Raw genomic sequence first — 16,173 nt, forward strand, 5'->3', positions numbered from 1 at the left:
CCGTGCGGCCGGGCTGCCAGGGGTGTGACCGGCGCTCCGGGGCCACCAGCCGGAACCGCCCGGCCGACCACCCCGCTCTCCGGCTCCTCACGGCCGAACGGCCGAACGGCCGACGGCCGGGTGCGGTCGGCACCTGTCGGACCGTCGGGCGGTCAGAGTGCGGCCTTCGGCTCCCGAACGTCCCCTCCGGCGCGCCCGGCCGCCCGGAGCAGGCGCGGCGGGAGGTAGGGCGACCGGACGTGGACGGCCCAGCCGCGGCTGCGGCGGGCGTGGCAGGCGAGGCCGAGGACGTCGAGGCTGAGCGCGGCACCCGTGTGGGCGGCACGGTCGGCGACGGAGTGGTGGTCGCGGTGGGCTTCCAGGGCGTCCAGCAGGGCGAGGTTGAAGCTGGTCTCGTCGCCCCGGACCAACTGTGAGAAGAGGACGACCGGAGGCGGGAGGAAGCCGTGGCCCCGGGTTCGTTCCAGCTCCTCCAGGGCCCGTTCGGTGGCCGGGAGCGGGTCGGCTCCGCGCAGGTGGTCGTGCAGGGCGGTGCGGTACGAGGCGAACGGGTAGCGGTCCTCGGCGGCGATCGCCGGACCGGCCAGCACGAGGGGTTCGAGGTCCTCGGAGCTGCCGGTGATCAGGACGAAGGACAGGGCCGTCTCCCAGAAGGTCGGCCCGAAGTCCCTGTCCCGGCGGGCGGGGAAGCGCAGCATCCGCCCGTCGATCGTCACCTCGGCCTCGGTGCCCGGCTCGGCGAGGGCGACCCGGAACACGGCGGCCCCCAGCTGGGAGCCGAGCCGCAGGTTGGCGAGCAGGGCATCGGTGGCGTCGACGGACTCCGAGGCGCGCGCCGACAGGAGGCGGCTCTGGTGGCGCAGGGCACCCGTGAGCTCCCACGCGTCCAGTGGCTCGCCCTCCTTCGGCGTGATGGCCTCCAGGGTGCGCCGCTCGAACCGCGCCGCGCCGTCCGGGCTGAGCGGCCGGGCCGGGAACGGCCGGTCGAGGTCGACGGGCCCGGCGGCGAGCCGGGCCACGGCGTCGGGGCGCGGGTCGCGGCCCAGGGCGCGGACGCGCGGGCCGGGGGTCTCGAAGCCGGTGACCAGGGCGTGGGGGAGGTAGTCGGTGTCGACCGCCGGGGTCCAGCCGTGGGTGCGGTACGCGAGGGCGGCGAGGGCGATCGGGACGAGCGGCAGGAGGCTCGCGGGCCCGGTGCCGTGCGGGCCGTTCTGGACGAGCGCGAGGAGGGCGGCGTCGAAGGCGTCGCGGTCCCCGTCGGTCAGGGCGCGCAGCGCGCGCAGACCGGGCTGTGGTTCGGTGGACGCGGCGGGGAGGCCGGCCTCCCCGAAGAAGTGCGCGACGAAGCCGTCGACGAGTTCGAGAGCGGGGGTGACCGGCTCGTCCGGCATCAACTGCCGTGCCCAGCTGAAGGCCTCGCCGTGGACGGAGACCGTGTCGGCGACGATCGCCAGGCAGAAGGCGTCGAGCCACTCCCGGGCGGTGACCCGGTGGCGGGGGTCGCGGTCCTGCCCGTACTCCGGGTCGTACCCCATCCCGAAGTTCGGGTAGTCGAGGAAGACGCTGAAGCGGTCGTGCGGGTAGTAGGCGGCGAAGGAGACGGCTCCGGCGGCGGCCTCTGCGGCGTCCGCGAGGACGGCCCTGGCCTCGGCGGAGTCCAGGCCGGGCCGGGTGGTGGAGAGCGCTCCGAGGTAGTCGAGGAAGGAGTCGGCGATCAGCTGCCACTCCGTCGTGGTCATCAGGCCGGCGCGGGAGTAGGAGTGGACCTGTCTGCCGATCCGGTTCACGAAGTCCTCGCCGGCCTGCGTCACCCGCTCCCCGTCCACCTGGTGACGTTCGATCCGCACGGTCCTGCCCCCTTGATCGTCGACTTGGACCCAGAGTAGGCAGCGGGTCGGACATCACGGTCCGCCGGGTCCCGCGGCAGACCGTCCCCGGTCCCGCAGGTCTGGTCACGGGGGTGTGGGCCTGACAAGCTCTCAGGCGCCAACGTGCCGGAACGATCGGGAGGATCAAGGATGCGCATGCCCGGACTGAGACGGTTTCTGTCCCGCCGACTGGCGGTGGCCGCACTGCTGCTGGGAGGTCTGACCCTGGCCGGTGCGCCGGTCGCGCAGGCGGCCGCGCAGACGGCCGGGACGCAGGTCGCGCAGACGGCCGGTGCGCAGGTCGCGCAGACGGCCGGTGCGCAGGTCGCGCAGACGGCCGGTGCGCAGGTCGCGCAGACGGCCGGTGCGCAGGTCGCGCGGACGGCCGGGACGGTGAAGGCCGTGCGGACCGCGCAGCAGGCCGGCGGGACGACGACGATCTGTGGCTACACCCCGGTGCCCACCGGCTGGGTGATCGTCAGCGAGCAGTGGTCCGGCTGCAGCGGCTACGGGCTCTTCACCATCGCCGACGCCTCGGCCCTGACCTCGGTCCAGGCCTGCTCGAACGGGCCGATACCCGCCGGCTGGGTGATCACGGCGATGCAGAGCGGCGCCGGCACCTGCGGGAGCTACCCGCTGTACTCGTTGCTGAAGGTCACCGACCAGACCGTTCTCCAGGACTGCGGGCAGTCCCCGATCCCGTCGGGCTGGGTGATCACGGCGATCCAGACCGTCTCCCCGGCCTGCGGCACCTACGGCACCTACACCCTTGTGCCACTGGGCGACCGGACCTCCGTCCAGGCCTGCGGCAACTGGCCGGTTCCGGCGGGCTGGGTGATCACGGCGATGCAGAACGGAGCGGGCTGCGGGAGCTACCCGCTGTACTCGTTGCTGAAGGTCACCACCCAGACCACCCTCCAGGACTGCGGACAGTCCGCCGTCCCCACCGGCTGGGTGATCACCGCGATCCAGACCACCTCCGCCGCCTGTGGCACCTACGGGACGTACACGGTCGTCCAGTTGACGAACCAGACGAGCATCCAGGCCTGCGGGAACTCCCCGGTTCCGGCGGGCTGGGTGATCACGGCGATGCAGAACGGAGCGGGCTGCGGGAGCTACCCGCTGTACTCGCTGTTGAAGGTCACCACCCAGAGCACCCTCCAGGACTGCGGTCAGTCCGCCGTCCCCACCGGCTGGGTGATCACCGCGATCCAGAGCACCTCCGCCGGGTGTGGCACCTACGGGACGTACACCATCGTCAGGGTCGCCGACCAGACCGGCATGCAGGTCTGCGGGCCGTCCCCGATCCCGGCCGGCTGGGTCGTCACCAAGCAGGGTTCGGGAGCCCAGTGCGGCGTCTACGCCGTTTACACCATCACCAAGTCGTCCTGATTCCGGAGGCGTTCGATCGAACCCGCCCCCCGGCCGCCCGGGGGCGCCGTCCAACCGGTAACTCCGCTGAGGCGCCCCGGACGCACCCGGGCCGGCTCTGGCAGGCGGCGGGTGGGTTCGGCCGGCAGGTCCTCGGTGGCGGCCGACAGGGCCTCGGCGACGGCCGTCGCGACGACCTCGGCGACCGGGTGCGGGGCCTGACTTGATCGCTTCGAGGCGGCGGCCCCGCGCGTGGGAAGTCGACGGGCTGCCTTCCCGCGCGCGGGGTGGGGGCCGGTTCTTCCCGTCAAGGGCGGAATTGCGGGCATTCGACGCGCAGTTCCGGACAATATGATGACGTGTCCATGTCGTGAGCAAATCGGCTGCGCCGGCCCCCGTTAGGGTCGCGGCAGCTCCACGAACCGGCACCGTGCGGCCGTCGTGCGGTGCCGCACGGACCTGCCGATGGGACTGGTGTGACGTGATCAGAGGACATCACCGACTGCTGGACCGTTCGCCCTGGGCGGCCCTCCGGGGCCGGCTCGCCGCCGTGGCGGGGGTGGTCGCGCTGCTGGCGGCCGTCCTCACCGGCACCGCGGCGGGCACGGCGAGCGCCGCGCCCGCCGCGCCACCCGCTGCCTCCGCCCCGTCCGCCCCGTCCGCCCAACTGGCCGGCGCCGGCTGGATCTGCCGGGGGACGCCCGTGCCGCCCGGCTACGTCATCACCGGGTACGACGCCGGTCGCTGCAACGGAGCCGGCGGCTCCTACGTGCAGCCCGCACAGGACCCGCTGTGGATCTGCGCCAGCTCGCCGATCCCGGCGGGCTACGTGCTCACCGACCACAACCCCAGCAGCAGCCCCTGTCTCGGCGACGCCTGGCTCATGCGGCTGGTCACGGACGGGATCTGGACCTGCGCGGGCTCGCCGATCCCGGCCGGGTACGTCATGACCGGCCACTACGGCACCGGCTGCCGAGGCATCGGCTCCTGGTTCCAGCAGCTGGCCGCGCCCGGGCTGTCGATCTGCCCCGGCAACGCGGTCCCGGCCGGCTACCACCTGGGCGCCTACAACAGTGCGGGCTGTGCGGGCCTGGGCTCCTGGGTCCTGCTCCGCGACTGACCCCGATCGGGGGCGCCGCCCCGGCCCGCCCGGATTCCGGGTGCGGCACGGGGCGGCGTCCGGGCGCACCGGGCGCACCGCACGGACGGTGAAGGGCGCGGCGGCGGGGCCACGTCCGCCCCGTGTAGCTCGGGCTCAGCCGAACGCGAGCAGCACCAGCGGCGTTCCGGTCGGCTGCGGTGATCCACCGGCGGGTTCGACGGTGACGCCGACCCCGCTCGCGGCGTTCAGAGGACCGTTGAGCATCAGAGCCCCGCTCGCCGTGGGCAGCAGTCCGGCAGGGCGCATCGTTCCGTCGTCGTCGAACCACAGCTGATAGGTGGTGCCCCCGGCCAGCGGGGGCAGTCCGGCGGCCAGGAATCCCGCCGCGCCCTGGGTCTGTGACCACACCACCGTGGCCACGCCGCTGCCGGTGACCTTGCCGCTGGTGGTGCGGGCATCCGGTGCGGTCAGCAGAGCGGTGATCCGGCCCTGCTGCTGTTGAAGGGCCGCTGCCGTGGCACGCGCCTGGTCGGCCCGGTGGTGCTGCTGGATGGCCAGGCAGCCCGCGCCGATCGCCAGCGCCAGGCAGGCCGCCGGCGCAAACCGCGGCAGCGCCCGGCGCAGCACCCCTCTGCGTCGCCCCGGCAGTTGCGGTGCTTCGCCGGGGGGCTCCTGCCGCACCGCCTCCAGAGCGCCCATGACGCGTTGCTTGAACTCCGCGGCGACAGGTACGGCCTGGGCCGATCCGAGCCGTGTCAGGGTCGCGATGAACTCGGCGACCTCCTGTGCACAGGCCGGGCATCGCTCCAGGTGCCGCTCGAACTCCTCGCGTTCGTCCGGTCCGAGGGCGTGCGCGGCATACGCGCCGGTGAGAGTGTGCAGGTCGGCGGCACTCATACGGTTACCCCCAGGCAGTCGCGCATCCGGATCAGCCCATCGCGCATCCGTGTCTTGACGGTGCCCAAGGGGACGCCCAGCAGTTCGGCGACCTGCGGGTAGGTGCAGCCCCGGAAGTAGGCCAGGGTCAGGGACTCGCGCTGCAGCTCGGTCAGGCTTTTGAGGCAGCGCCGGACCTGCTCGCGCTCCAGCCGTCCCTCGACCTGCTCGGCGACTTCGTCGAATGCCGGGGCATGGGAGGCGGCGGCGAGACGCTGCTCGCGGTCGGCGCAGGCCTGCGCGGTGCGGACCCGGTCCACCGCGCGGCGGTGCGCGATGGTGAGGACCCAGGCGAGCACCTCGCCGCGGTCCGGGCGGTACTGGGCCGCCTTGCGCCACACCTCCAGCAGTACCTCCTGCGCGACCTCCTCCGACTGGGCCGGGTCCCGTAGCACCCGCCGCACCAGCCCGAGCACCGGTCCGGCCACCACGTCGTAGAGCGCGCCGAAGGCTTCCTGATCGCCCAGGGCCACCCGGCCGACGAGTTCCTTCAGATCGGGCCCGGGACGCCCCGGACCCGACAGGTGCACCACAGCTCTCACCGCGGCACCCCCTGCGGCGGGTGGCCGAGCAGCCAAGTCAACGGCGCATGCGACAACATCAGGTGACCCTCCCACGGGTCGGCGGTAAGAACCCCGCCGAGACGACGAACGACTCCCACCCCCTTCTTCGCAGCTCGCACGGCCGCGGATTGGCCCGAGGCACCGGACGGGCACCGCGCCAGGTCCTGATCGGGCACGAAGGGAACGCCGGGCGCACCACGGCGCCTTCGCACCCTCACCGGCAGGCCCTCCTTCACGGCGAGCCGCGTTCACCCTTGGGGGTGAACGCGAAAGCGCCACCCATCCGGCCGCCACCGCGCCCCGAATGGCCGACGTGAGCAGTCAGAAACCCACCCCACGGCGCCCCCTTCGGGCCAGGATCCCCCGGGCCGCAGCCGCTGCCGCCACCGGGCTCGCCGCCGCGGCGGCGGCCGTGGGCGCCGGCGATCTGGTCGCCGCCTTCACCGGGCCCGACACCGATCCGGTGTACGCGGTGGGCTCGGCGGCGATCGACCTGACGCCCACTGCGCTCAAGGAGTACGCGGTCCGCACCTTCGGCACGAACGACAAGCCGGTCCTGCTCGGCGGGATCTACGTGACCATGGCACTGCTCGCGGTCCTCGCCGGACTCCTCGCCGCCCGCCGTCCGATTCTCGACGCCGCGGTTTTCGCCCTCTTCGGGATGGTCGGAGTCTGGGCCGCACTGTCGCGACCCGGCGCCGCGCCCGCCGACGCGGCACCCGCCGTGGTGGCCGGCCTCGTCGGAGCCGCCACGACACTGCTCCTGGCGCACCTCCTCGGCTCAGCCACCCGACCCCGGGCCGCCGTACCACCGGCCCCCGAGCCGACTACAGCCGCGGCACCTGAGGCCGAGGCGGGCCGGCCCGGCACAGAGCGGCACGGCCCCGCACGTCCCGCAGCCGCCACCAGCCGCCGCACCGCCCTGGTCGCAACCGGCGGCGCACTCGCCCTCGGCGCCGTCGCCGGTTTCGGCGGAAGAGCCATCTCCGATCGCCGTTACGACATCGGCACCGCCAGGGCGTCCGTGCGGATCCCGCCACCCGCCGACCCGCTCTCCACGCTGCCCACCGGACTGCACCCGGCAGTCCCCGGCCTGTCGCCGTTCACCACCCCGAACGCCGACTTCTACCGGGTCGACACCGCCCTCACCCTGCCCCGCATCGACCCCCGCCACTGGTCGCTGCGCATCCACGGCATGGTCGACCGCCCGCTCCTGCTCACCTTCGACGACCTACTGCGCCTTCCGCTCCAGGAACTCGACCACACCCTGTCCTGCGTCTCCAACGAGGTCGGCGGCCCCTACGTCGGCACCACCCGTTGGCTCGGCGCCTCGCTGCCCGCGCTGCTGCGGCGCGCGGGCGTCCGGTCGGGCGCGGACCAGCTGGTGGGCCGCTCCCAGGACGGCATGACCATCGGCACCCCCCTGGAGCCGGTCCTCGACGGCCGCCGGGCGCTGCTCGCGGTCGCGATGAACGGCGAGGCGCTGCCGGTGGCCCACGGCTTCCCCTGCCGCACCGTCGTCCCCGGCTTCTACGGCTACACCTCCGCCACCAAGTGGCTGGTCGACCTGGACGTCACCACCTTCGCCGCTTACACCCCGTACTGGGTCCGGCGCGGCTGGGACCGGCGCGGCGAGGTACGCGCCGCATCGCGCATCGAGGTGCCCGCCCCGTTCGCCCGGGTCCCGGCCGGGGACGTCACGCTCGCCGGAACCGCCTGGGCCACCCACCGGGGGATCGCCGCCGTCGAGGTACGCGTCGACGGCGGACCCTGGCAGACCGCGCGGCTCGCCGCCGACGGCGGACCCGACCTCTGGCGCCAGTGGTCCCGCACCTGGAGCGGCGCGACGCCCGGCACCCACCGCATCGAGGTCCGCGCCACCGACGCCGCGGGCGCGGTCCAAGCCGAGCGGCGCGCATCCCCGTTCCCGGCCGGCGCGACCGGCTGGCACAGCACCGTCGTCACCGTCACCTGACGGCCCGCCCGGCCCCCAGGCGGGCACCCCTCAAGGCTTCGGGTGGCGTCCATGCCGCCCGGATGATCACGAACTGCCGCACACCCACCGATTCGTCCCAGGAGATATCGCATGTCGCTGACCAGCATCCGCCGTTCCTCCGTTGCCACCGTCCTGGTGGCCGGTGCGCTCGTGCTCGGCCTGAGCGCCTGCAGCAGCAGCGGCGGCGGTTCGGCCATGGACAAGGCCTCCGCCACCGCCGCCGTCTCGCAGACCGCACAGGCGACCGCTCCCGTCGAGCAGGTGGCGGACCAGCCGTTCGGCGCCGCGTGCGCGGCTGTCCCCAAGGACGGGGCCGGGTCCTTCGCCGGCATGGCGAAGGACCCGGTCGCGACCGCTGCGTCCAACAACCCGCTGCTCTCCACGCTGGTGACGGCGGTGAAGCAGGCCGGCCTCGTGGACACGCTCAACTCAGCGCAGAACATCACCGTGTTCGCTCCGACCAACGACGCCTTCGCCAAGCTGCCCAAGGCGGCGCTGGACGCGGTCCTCGCCGACAAGGACAAGCTCACCAAGATCCTCACCTACCACGTCACCCCCAACCGCCTTGCGCCGACCGCCCTGCCCGGCAGCCACAAGACCCTCCAGGGCGGCGAGGCCGAGGTCAGCGGCTCGGGGGAGGACTTCACCGTCAACGGCAACGCAAAGGTTCTGTGCGGCAACGTCCAGACCGCCAACGCCACCGTCTACATCGTCGACACCGTCCTCATGCCCGCCTCCTGACGACCAGATGGCTGTGCCGCCCACGAGCTGGGCGGCACAGCCACGAGCCCTCTGGTAGTTCTGTGGGAGGCCCTCTGGGCAGGGTTGTCGTGGTGGCGGCGCCGAGCCGGACGTGGCTCGGCGCTGCCACCCGCCCGTTCCGGTGCGGCCCCTGCACCGAGTCAGGGGTGTCTCAGGGCCTGGGATTCCGGAAGGGGATCGCGTTCCCTTCCTCGCGCTGTTCGGCCTCGGAGTTGTTCCTATTGGCGTCTGCGGTGAGGACGGCTGCGGCGAGGACGGTCAGGCGGAGGGGCGTTGCGGGAGGGCGGCGAGGCGGCGGCGTTCACGATACGGAGGTTCGGGAACGCGACCCACGGCACAGGCCGGTGCCCACTCCTCGGAGCGGGCACCGGCCTGTGCCGGGTGTTGGCGGTCGGGTCCTTGACGGTGGTTACCGGTGGGATGCGGCGTGCCGGGGCTTGCCCACGGCCTGCAGCCTGCGGGTGCGCCTGGCCGTGGGGATGGTGAAGGCCGCCGCGGCGGCGAGCAGTGCGGTGACGGTCAGGAACCAGAAGGTGCCGGTGTAGCCGGAGTCCTTGGGGAATGGATGGGTGGCCGTGATCCCGGAGGAGAGGATGCTGGCCGCCACCGCGCTGCCGATCGCGCCGCCGATGGTGCGGATGTTGGCGTTCATGCCGCTGGCCGCGCCGGTCTGGGAGGGTGGGACGGCCTCGACGACGATGGCGGACATGGCGGAGAAGGCGAGGCCGAGGCCGACGCCGACCAGGGCCGAGGCGGTGTAGATCTGCCAGGCGTGGTCGTGGCTGATGGCCAGCAGGACGAACGGTGCGACGGTGATCGCGCTGCCGCCGATCAGGACGTGCTTGGAGCCGAAGCGCGCGGCGAGCGGGCTGGCCAGGACGCCGAGGGCGAACATGCCGATCGTCATCGGCAGCATGTAGAAGCCGGACTGGGTCACGCTCGCGCTGAAACCGTAGCCCGCGAACTTCTGCGGGGTCTGCACCAGTTGGGGCAGGAACGTCATCGTGGTGTACATCCCGACGCCGAACAGCAGCGCGACCAGGTTGGTGGTCCACACGGCAGGGATGCGCATCATCCGCATGTCGATGAGCGGCGCGTCGGAGCGCAGTTCGACGCGGATCCAGTAGCCGGCCAGGACGACGGCGGCGGCGAACAGGGCGAGGATGCGCTTGGAGGCCCAGCCCCATTCCGATCCCTCGCTGACGGCCAGCAGCAGGGTGACCAGCCAGGCGGACAGCAGCGCCGCCGCGCCCCAGTTGATCCGGCCCGATGTGCGGACGGGGGATTCCGGGACGAAGAGGTGGGTGGCGATGGTGGCCAGCGCCGTCAGGGCCATCGGGAGCCAGAACAGCCAGTGGTAGTCGAGGTGGTCGACGATCGGCCCGGCCACGACCAGCCCGAGTCCGGCCCCGACGGCGGTCAGTGCGGCGGCGGCGCCGACTGCCCCGCGTACCTTGGCGGCGGGGAACTCGTCGCGGATGATGCCGAACGCGAGCGGGACGACGGCGCCGCCGAAGCCCTGGATGACGCGGGCGACGATCATCAGGCCGATCGAGTGGGACGCGCCGGCCAGTGCCGATCCGGCGGTCAGCGCGGTGAGGGTGACGGCCAGCATCCGCTCCTTGCCGACCTTGTCGCCGATGCGGCCGAGGATCGGGGTGGCGACGGAGGCGGACAGCAGGTTGGCGGTCATCAGCCAGGTCGCGGTGGACTGGCTGGTCTGCAGGTGCTCCATCAGGGTGGGCAGGACCGGGACCACCAGGGACTGCAGCAGTGAGTACGCGACGATGCCGACGAGCAGGACGGCGAAGGTCACGTTGTGGTGCGGACGGTCGGATGTGCGGGGCATGGGTGGGGGCTCCAGGAGGGACGGGCGGGGAGTGGGGGGTCAGGCGGTCGGCTGGTTCTGCCAGTGGTGCAGGGGCCTGATCAGCCGGCTTCCGGCCTGGTGGTCGACGGCCCCCGGCCCTTGATTCATTGGTCGAATGCGGAGAGTTCCTTTGGTTTGCGCTCCTCCGGCGCTTCTCACCCTGCTAGTCAACGGCCGCAACATGTCCCCAGTCCAACACTCTTTGTCGACCACGTGACAGCCTCAGACTGTTACGGTGGAAGGGTGGACCTCGACCTGCGCCAGGTGCGCTACGCCGTCACCCTCGCCGACGAACTCCACTTCGGCCGGGCCGCGAGCAGGCTCGCCATCGCCCAGCAAACCCTCTCCGCCCAGATCAGGGCCCTGGAGAAACGCCTCGGCGTCCCGCTGTTCACCCGCGACCGCCGCCACGTCGCCCTCACCCCGGCGGGGGAGACCCTCGTACGGCGCGGGCGACGCCTTCTCCACGACGCCGAACGGCTGGTCGACGAGGTCACCCACACCCGCGCACCCCTGCGCATCGATGTCCTCACCGAGGGCCTTCCCTCCACGCTCCTGATCCACCACCTGCGTGCCCAGACCCCGGACCTGCCGTTCGAAGTGGTGCAGAGCCACGGCCTGGCCGCAGCCGTGCCCCGGCTGCTCAGAGGCGACCTCGACCTCGCCTTCGGCCGCCCGCACGGCCTCGGCAGCCCCCTCGGAGCCACCCTCGCCACCATGCCGGTCGGGCTGGAACCCATCGGCGTCATCGTCCCCGCCGACCACCCCCTCGCGGCCCTGGACGAGGTACCTCTGGCCGTCCTCGCCGAACATCCGCTCCTGGTCCACGCCGCGGACGAGTCCGCCGAGTGGCGCGACTGGGTCGACCAGGCCGTCGAAGCCTTCGGCCTGACGGTGGCCACCCGCGTACGCGGGCACGGCCGCACCTCCGCCCAGGCGGCCGTCCAGGCACTGCGCCAGCCGGCCTTCGGCCTCGCCGCCGTCCACCTTCCCGAGGGCCTCACCGCCCGCCCGCTGACCGACCCCGTCCCGCTCTACCCCTGGCACGCCGTCTGGAACACCGCCACCGCGCACCCCGCCGTCAACCAGGTCCTGGAGCTCATCCACACCTACGCCCGGACCCGCTCCTGGCACCGGCCTCCGGCCGCCAACTGGTGGCTCCCGCAGCCCGATCGCGACACACTGCCGGCCACCGGCCGGTCAGCAGCAGCCCCGTAGCCACCGGTCCGCGGCGGCTTCGCGCGGCCCACCAGGAACTCGTCGCCCGGCCGCTGGGAGTCGGACTCGACGCGGACGACCAGCCCGCTGTCCCCGAGTCGGACCCGGTCGCCGGTCCGCGGGCCGTGCACAGCGGCGTACTCGGCCGCCTCGATCGACTCGCTGCTGCTGCTCATCGCCGGCTCTCCTCCGCCTGGCCTGCCTCGTTGTCACGGTTCGCCCCGAGGTAGCCCTGTTCGGCCACTCGGCGCAGTGCCTCCCGCCGGACGCGGGGCGAGTCCAGGGGTCCGTCCACGAGCCCGGCGAAGCCGATCGCGACTCGCTCGCCGCCGATCGGGACCAGCCCGACCTCGACGTCCGTGCCCGGGTCGAAGCGCACCGAGGAGCCGTCCGGGACGGCCAGGTGCATCCCGTACGCGGCGGCGCGGTCGAAGTCCAGGCGCGGGTTGGCCTCGAAGAAGTGGAAGTGCGAGGTGACCGAGACCGGCACCTCGGCGGTGTTGCGCACGGCCACCGTGCGTACCGGGCGTGGGGTGGGGTCGCTGTGATCGGCGAGGAGGACGGCGCCGGGCGCCGCCTCGCCGAGACCGCCGCCGCCGAACGGGTCGGCGATCACGGCGAGGCGGGTGCCGTCCTCGAACACCGCCTCGACCTGGATCTCGGTGACCAGGTCCGGCACGCCGGGGAGTACGTCGTCGGGGGAGAGGACCGCCCGCCCGCGCGCGACGGCCTCGGTCAGCCGCAGGCCGTCGCGGGCGGCCTCGCAGACGGTGTCCGAGATCAGCGCGGTGGCCTCGGGGATGTTGAGCCGCAGGCCGCGAGCGCGGCGGGCACGGGCGAGTTCGGCGGCAGTGAAGATCAGCAGCCGGTCGCGTTCGGTGGGGGTCAGCTGCACGGGGTCGGTTCTCCCTTGGGGCGGCGGGACGGCGGGGTGGCGAGGCGGCGTCAGACGGCGGGCTGGTCGTGGGTGGAGCAGTGGATGCCACCGCCGCCGGACGCGATGGTGTCGATCTGTAGGGGGACGATCTCGCGGTCCGGGAACTGGTCCTTGAACACCTCCTGGGCGTGCCCGTCGGCCCGGGAGTCGCCGAACTTCGGCAGGTACACGCCCTTGTTGCCGATGTAGAAGTTCATGTACGAGGAGACGAAGGCGTCACCGCGCCCGGTGATCTTGTCCGGGTCGGGTTGGCTGACCTCAACGACCTTCAGCTGCTTGCCGGTTGCGTCGGTCGCCTCCGCCAGCACGGCGCGGGCCTGGTCGGCCGCGCGGGACCAGACGTCCGCCGGGGTGCCGGGGAAGGCCCGGTCCAGGAAGACGACGCCGGGTGCGGCGAAGCGGGCCAGGCAGTCGACGTGGGCGTCGGTGATGTCCTTGCCCTTGACTCCCGCCAGCCAGATCACCTTGGTGACGCCCAGGGCCTGCTTGAGCTCGGCCTCGACGTGGTCGCGGTCGAGGCCCGGATTGCGGTTGGCGTTGACCACCGAGCTCTCGGTGACCAGCAGCGTCCCCTGGCCGTCGCTCTCGAAGGAGCCGCCCTCGGCGACCAGCTGGGTCGCGACCCGTTCGATCCCGTACGTGTCCAGCACCGCCCGGGCGATCCGGGCGTCATTGCCGTGCTCCTGCTTGCCGCCCCAGCCGCTGAAGTTGAAGTCGACGCCCTTGATCTTTCCGCCTTCCTCGACGAACACCGGAACGGTGTCGCGGGCCCACAGGTCGTCCACCGGGACGGACAGCAGCTCGACGTCCTTGCCGCAGGCGTTGCGGGCCGAGTCCTCCTGGCCGGGACGGACCAGCAGGACCAGCGGCTCGCGCTGACCGATGGCCCGGGCCACGGCGGCGATGTCCTTCCGGACGGAGTCGAGCTGCTCGCCCCAGACGTTCTCGGAGGCGGGCCAGGACATGAAGGTCCGCTCGTGCTTCTCCCACTCGCCGCCGAGCCGGCGCCCGTGCGCGGGGGCGGGCGCCGAGGGGTTCGCCGAGGCCGGCCCGGACGGCGGCTCGGCGGCACCGGAGGACGGGGCGGCCGGCTCGGCCGGGCTTTCGTCGGCGGCGCAGGCGGTCACGCCGAGGGCGAGCACACCGGCACCGGCGAGGGAGCGCAGCACCGTGCGGCGGGCGAGGGAGGACTGGGACACGGTGATCTCCGGTGGGGGCCGAGGGCGGATCTAGGTGCGGTGGCTGTGCGCAGGCGGCGGTCGGCGGCGGATCGGCGGACGCGAGTGGTCGGGGCCGTGAGTCGACGGGCGCGGTCGGCAGCGCCGGGACTGAACTCTCGCATTGACTGAAAAATCAGTCAAGCTCTACGGTGAGGCCACCGAACCACCCCGAGACGACCCGGGCCGCCCACGCGGTTCCGGTCCCGACGATGAAAGGCCGGGTGAGGCGGAGATGCTGCGCAATGGTCTGGAGCCCTGGCACCTCCTGATAGTGCTGGCGGTCGTGGTACTGCTCTTCGGAACCAAGAAGCTGCCCGACATGGCGCGCGGACTGGGCAAGTCGATGCGCATCCTCAGGGCGGAGACGGCGGCCATGCGGGAGGAGGACCCGCCCGCCGCCGGCGCGCCCGCTGCCGGCGCGCCCGCTGCCGGAGCGCCCGCGGCCGGCGCGCCCGTCACTGGAGCGTCCGCCCCCGGAGCGGCCGATCCGGGGGCGGACGCTCCGACCGGTCCCGTCGCGACGCCGGAAGCGCCGAGAGCCCGTCGCCCTCACCACCGAGTGGAGGAGGGACGACGGGCTCTCGGCCGTGCCGACCGGGTCAGCCGTTGCGGCGGTAGTGGTCGAGCGACACTCTGACCGGTCCGTCAGCGCCGGCCGTCGACAGCACCCGGACCACCGCGAGTTCCTTGCCGTCCGCGGACCGGACGCAGAAGGAGCCGCGCGCGCCGACCGCGCTGAACGGCAGCCGCGCGGTGGGACGGCTGCCGAGCCCCTGGAGGCACTCGGCGACGCCGAGACCGGCGCCCCGGCCGATGTAGGAGTCGGAGGTCTCCGGGATGAGGAACTCGCTGTCGGTGCGCCCGACGTACCAGCTCGCGCTCTCGGTCGGCACCACCGTGCCCGAGGCCAGGTCGAACTCGTACCCGGGGTCCGTCGAGGTGAGCTCGACCGCCCGGTAGTCCACCGTGTAGTCGGCGGCGGGTGCCGACGGCGCCGGGCGGGTCGGCGAGGCCGTCGCGGGGCCCGGGGATCCGCCGGGCGTCGACGAGGCGGAGGGTGCGCCGGGCACGGGGGAGTCGGACACCGGGGCTTCGGCCGTCGCCGCCTCCACCGGCTCCGGGTCGTCCAGCACGAACACCGCCGCCGCGGCGCCGAGGGCCAGGGCGACGGCAGCCATCAGCGCGGTACGTCCGAGAGCCCGCTTCGACCGCGCGTCCGGCTTCGCGTCCGCACGCCTGCCCGGCCCCGGCGCCGCGCCGGGGCCGGGCAGGCGTGCGGCGGAGGCCGCCACCGGGGCGGGCGTGGCGGAGAGCAGGGTGGGCGTCGGCCCGGCCGATGGCGCGAGGACCGTCGGGGCCGAGTCCAGGCCGGGGCGGGCGGCCTCGGCGGGCACCTGGGGCAGGTCGGCGTGCCGGGTGATCTGGCTGGTCAGCGGGTACGGCAGCCAGTCCTCGCCGAATCGGAGCTGCCCGCCCACCGCCGGGTGGTTGCGGGCGGCGGCGATCACCTCGGCGGTGGTCGGCCGGTCCTCCGGCCGTTTGGCCAGGCATTGCCGGAGCAGTTCGCGAAGGCTCTCCGGGACCCGGTCGAGGTCGGGCTCCTCGTGGACCGTCCGGTAGAGCGCCGCCGGGTCCGGTCCGTCGCCGAAGGGCGGGGTGCCGCCCGCGACGTGGACGCCGAGGGCGCCCAGGGCGTACACGTCGGTGGCCGGTGTCGCGCCCTGTCCCATGGCCTGCTCGGGGGCCATGTAGGCGGGCGAGCCGATCCGCAGTCCGGTGCCGGTCAGCGCGCTGGCGTCGGCCGCGCGGGCGATGCCGAAGTCGATCACCCGGGGGCCGTCGGCGGCGATCAGCACGTTGGCCGGCTTGAGGTCGCGGTGGACCACCCCGCTGGCGTGGATCGCCTGGAGCGCTTCGGCGATGCCGGCCAGCAGCAGCAGGACGGTCCGTTCGGGGAGCGGGCCGAAGCGCTGCACCAGCTGCTGCAGGGACGGGCCCGGCACGTAGGTGGTGGCCAGCCACGGCGTGGCGGCGTCCGGGCCGGCGTCGATCAGCTGGGCGGTGAACAGGCCGTGGATGCGCCGGGCGCTGGCCACCTCCTGGGCGAACCGGGCCCGGAACTCGGGGTCCTCGGCCAGCTCGGGCCGGACCACCTTGAGCGCCACCGGCCGACCGCCCGGGGTGTACGCCAGGTAGACCCGGCCCATGCCGCCGGCGCCGAGCCGTGCGTACAGCAGGTGGCCGCCGATCTCGCGCGGGTCGTCCGCGGTCAGCTCCTGGAAGACCGGCTGGAGGGCGAAGGGGGATCGGTCAGCGGACATGCGGGCTGC

Annotated in this window: 13 protein-coding genes and 1 pseudogene; 6 read left to right on the forward strand and 8 right to left on the reverse strand. The window is 73.5% G+C overall.

Annotated elements, in window-relative coordinates:
• Positions 1–152: 152 nt before the first annotated feature.
• Positions 153–1,847: an immunity 49 family protein gene (locus ACIQ87_RS01505; RefSeq protein ID WP_402399831.1), complete on the reverse strand. Its 1,695-nt coding sequence runs from the start codon at positions 1,845–1,847 to the stop codon at positions 153–155.
• A gap of 177 nt (positions 1,848–2,024) precedes the next feature.
• Here ACIQ87_RS01505 and ACIQ87_RS01510 point away from each other — a divergent pair, with 177 nt between their 5' ends.
• Complete coding sequence (locus ACIQ87_RS01510) at positions 2,025–3,260, forward strand: hypothetical protein (RefSeq protein WP_402399834.1); 1,236 nt, start codon at positions 2,025–2,027, stop codon at positions 3,258–3,260.
• 460 nt (positions 3,261–3,720) lie between these two features.
• Entirely contained in the window at positions 3,721–4,359 is a 639-nt protein-coding gene (locus tag ACIQ87_RS01515; protein WP_402399836.1) for a hypothetical protein, read from the forward strand.
• Positions 4,360–4,494: 135 nt separating this feature from the next.
• Here the strand turns inward: ACIQ87_RS01515 and ACIQ87_RS01520 are convergent, their stop codons facing one another.
• Together ACIQ87_RS01520 and ACIQ87_RS01525 are read right to left on the reverse strand one after the other, a co-directional pair.
• On the reverse strand, positions 4,495–5,238 hold the full coding sequence (locus ACIQ87_RS01520) for an anti-sigma factor domain-containing protein (RefSeq protein WP_402399839.1): 744 nt from the start codon (positions 5,236–5,238) through the stop codon (positions 4,495–4,497).
• The gene (locus ACIQ87_RS01525; protein ID WP_402399842.1) at positions 5,235–5,819 is read right to left on the reverse strand and encodes a sigma-70 family RNA polymerase sigma factor; all 585 of its coding nucleotides are present in this window, start codon (positions 5,817–5,819) and stop codon (positions 5,235–5,237) included. The genes ACIQ87_RS01520 and ACIQ87_RS01525 overlap by 4 nt, the downstream gene beginning before the upstream one ends.
• Positions 5,820–6,153: 334 nt before the next feature.
• Here ACIQ87_RS01525 and ACIQ87_RS01530 point away from each other — a divergent pair, with 334 nt between their 5' ends.
• Together ACIQ87_RS01530 and ACIQ87_RS01535 are read left to right on the forward strand one after the other, a co-directional pair.
• Complete coding sequence (locus ACIQ87_RS01530) at positions 6,154–7,815, forward strand: molybdopterin-dependent oxidoreductase (protein WP_402399844.1); 1,662 nt, start codon at positions 6,154–6,156, stop codon at positions 7,813–7,815.
• A gap of 111 nt (positions 7,816–7,926) precedes the next feature.
• Positions 7,927–8,577 (forward strand): fasciclin domain-containing protein, encoded by a 651-nt coding sequence (locus ACIQ87_RS01535; protein ID WP_402399847.1) that lies wholly within the window; start codon positions 7,927–7,929, stop codon positions 8,575–8,577.
• A gap of 430 nt (positions 8,578–9,007) precedes the next feature.
• Here ACIQ87_RS01535 and ACIQ87_RS01540 read toward each other — a convergent pair whose 3' ends face one another.
• On the reverse strand, positions 9,008–10,447 hold the full coding sequence (locus ACIQ87_RS01540) for an MFS transporter (protein WP_402399849.1): 1,440 nt from the start codon (positions 10,445–10,447) through the stop codon (positions 9,008–9,010).
• A gap of 264 nt (positions 10,448–10,711) precedes the next feature.
• Here ACIQ87_RS01540 and ACIQ87_RS01545 point away from each other — a divergent pair, with 264 nt between their 5' ends.
• Positions 10,712–11,686: a LysR family transcriptional regulator gene (locus ACIQ87_RS01545; RefSeq protein WP_402399852.1), complete on the forward strand. Its 975-nt coding sequence runs from the start codon at positions 10,712–10,714 to the stop codon at positions 11,684–11,686.
• Here the strand turns inward: ACIQ87_RS01545 and ACIQ87_RS01550 are convergent.
• The 3 genes and pseudogenes from ACIQ87_RS01550 to ACIQ87_RS01560 form a co-directional block, all read right to left on the reverse strand.
• Positions 11,671–11,862, reverse strand: a pseudogene (locus tag ACIQ87_RS01550) (urease subunit alpha); the annotation flags it as partial. The gene ACIQ87_RS01545 and the pseudogene ACIQ87_RS01550 sit on opposite strands and share 16 nt — an antisense overlap.
• Complete coding sequence (ureA, locus tag ACIQ87_RS01555) at positions 11,859–12,581, reverse strand: urease subunit gamma (protein ID WP_402399855.1); 723 nt, start codon at positions 12,579–12,581, stop codon at positions 11,859–11,861. The pseudogene ACIQ87_RS01550 and the gene ureA, both read right to left, overlap by 4 nt.
• A 50-nt stretch (positions 12,582–12,631) precedes the next feature.
• Entirely contained in the window at positions 12,632–13,822 is a 1,191-nt protein-coding gene (locus tag ACIQ87_RS01560; RefSeq protein WP_402399857.1) for an agmatine/peptidylarginine deiminase, read from the reverse strand.
• A 253-nt stretch (positions 13,823–14,075) separates the two neighbouring features.
• On the opposite strand from ACIQ87_RS01560, the gene tatA reads away from it, so the two are divergent.
• Positions 14,076–14,480, forward strand: coding sequence for a Sec-independent protein translocase subunit TatA (gene tatA / locus ACIQ87_RS01565; protein ID WP_402399860.1), 405 nt, complete (start codon positions 14,076–14,078; stop codon positions 14,478–14,480).
• Here the strand turns inward: tatA and ACIQ87_RS01570 are convergent.
• Positions 14,443–16,164 carry a protein kinase gene (locus ACIQ87_RS01570; protein WP_402399863.1) on the reverse strand — a complete coding sequence of 574 codons (1,722 nt, stop codon included), beginning with the start codon at positions 16,162–16,164 and terminating at the stop codon, positions 14,443–14,445. The genes tatA and ACIQ87_RS01570 overlap by 38 nt on opposite strands.
• Positions 16,165–16,173: the final 9 nt, after the last annotated feature.

It is taken from the genome of Kitasatospora sp. NPDC096204 (assembly GCF_044763205.1).
Lineage (GTDB): Bacteria > Actinomycetota > Actinomycetes > Streptomycetales > Streptomycetaceae > Kitasatospora.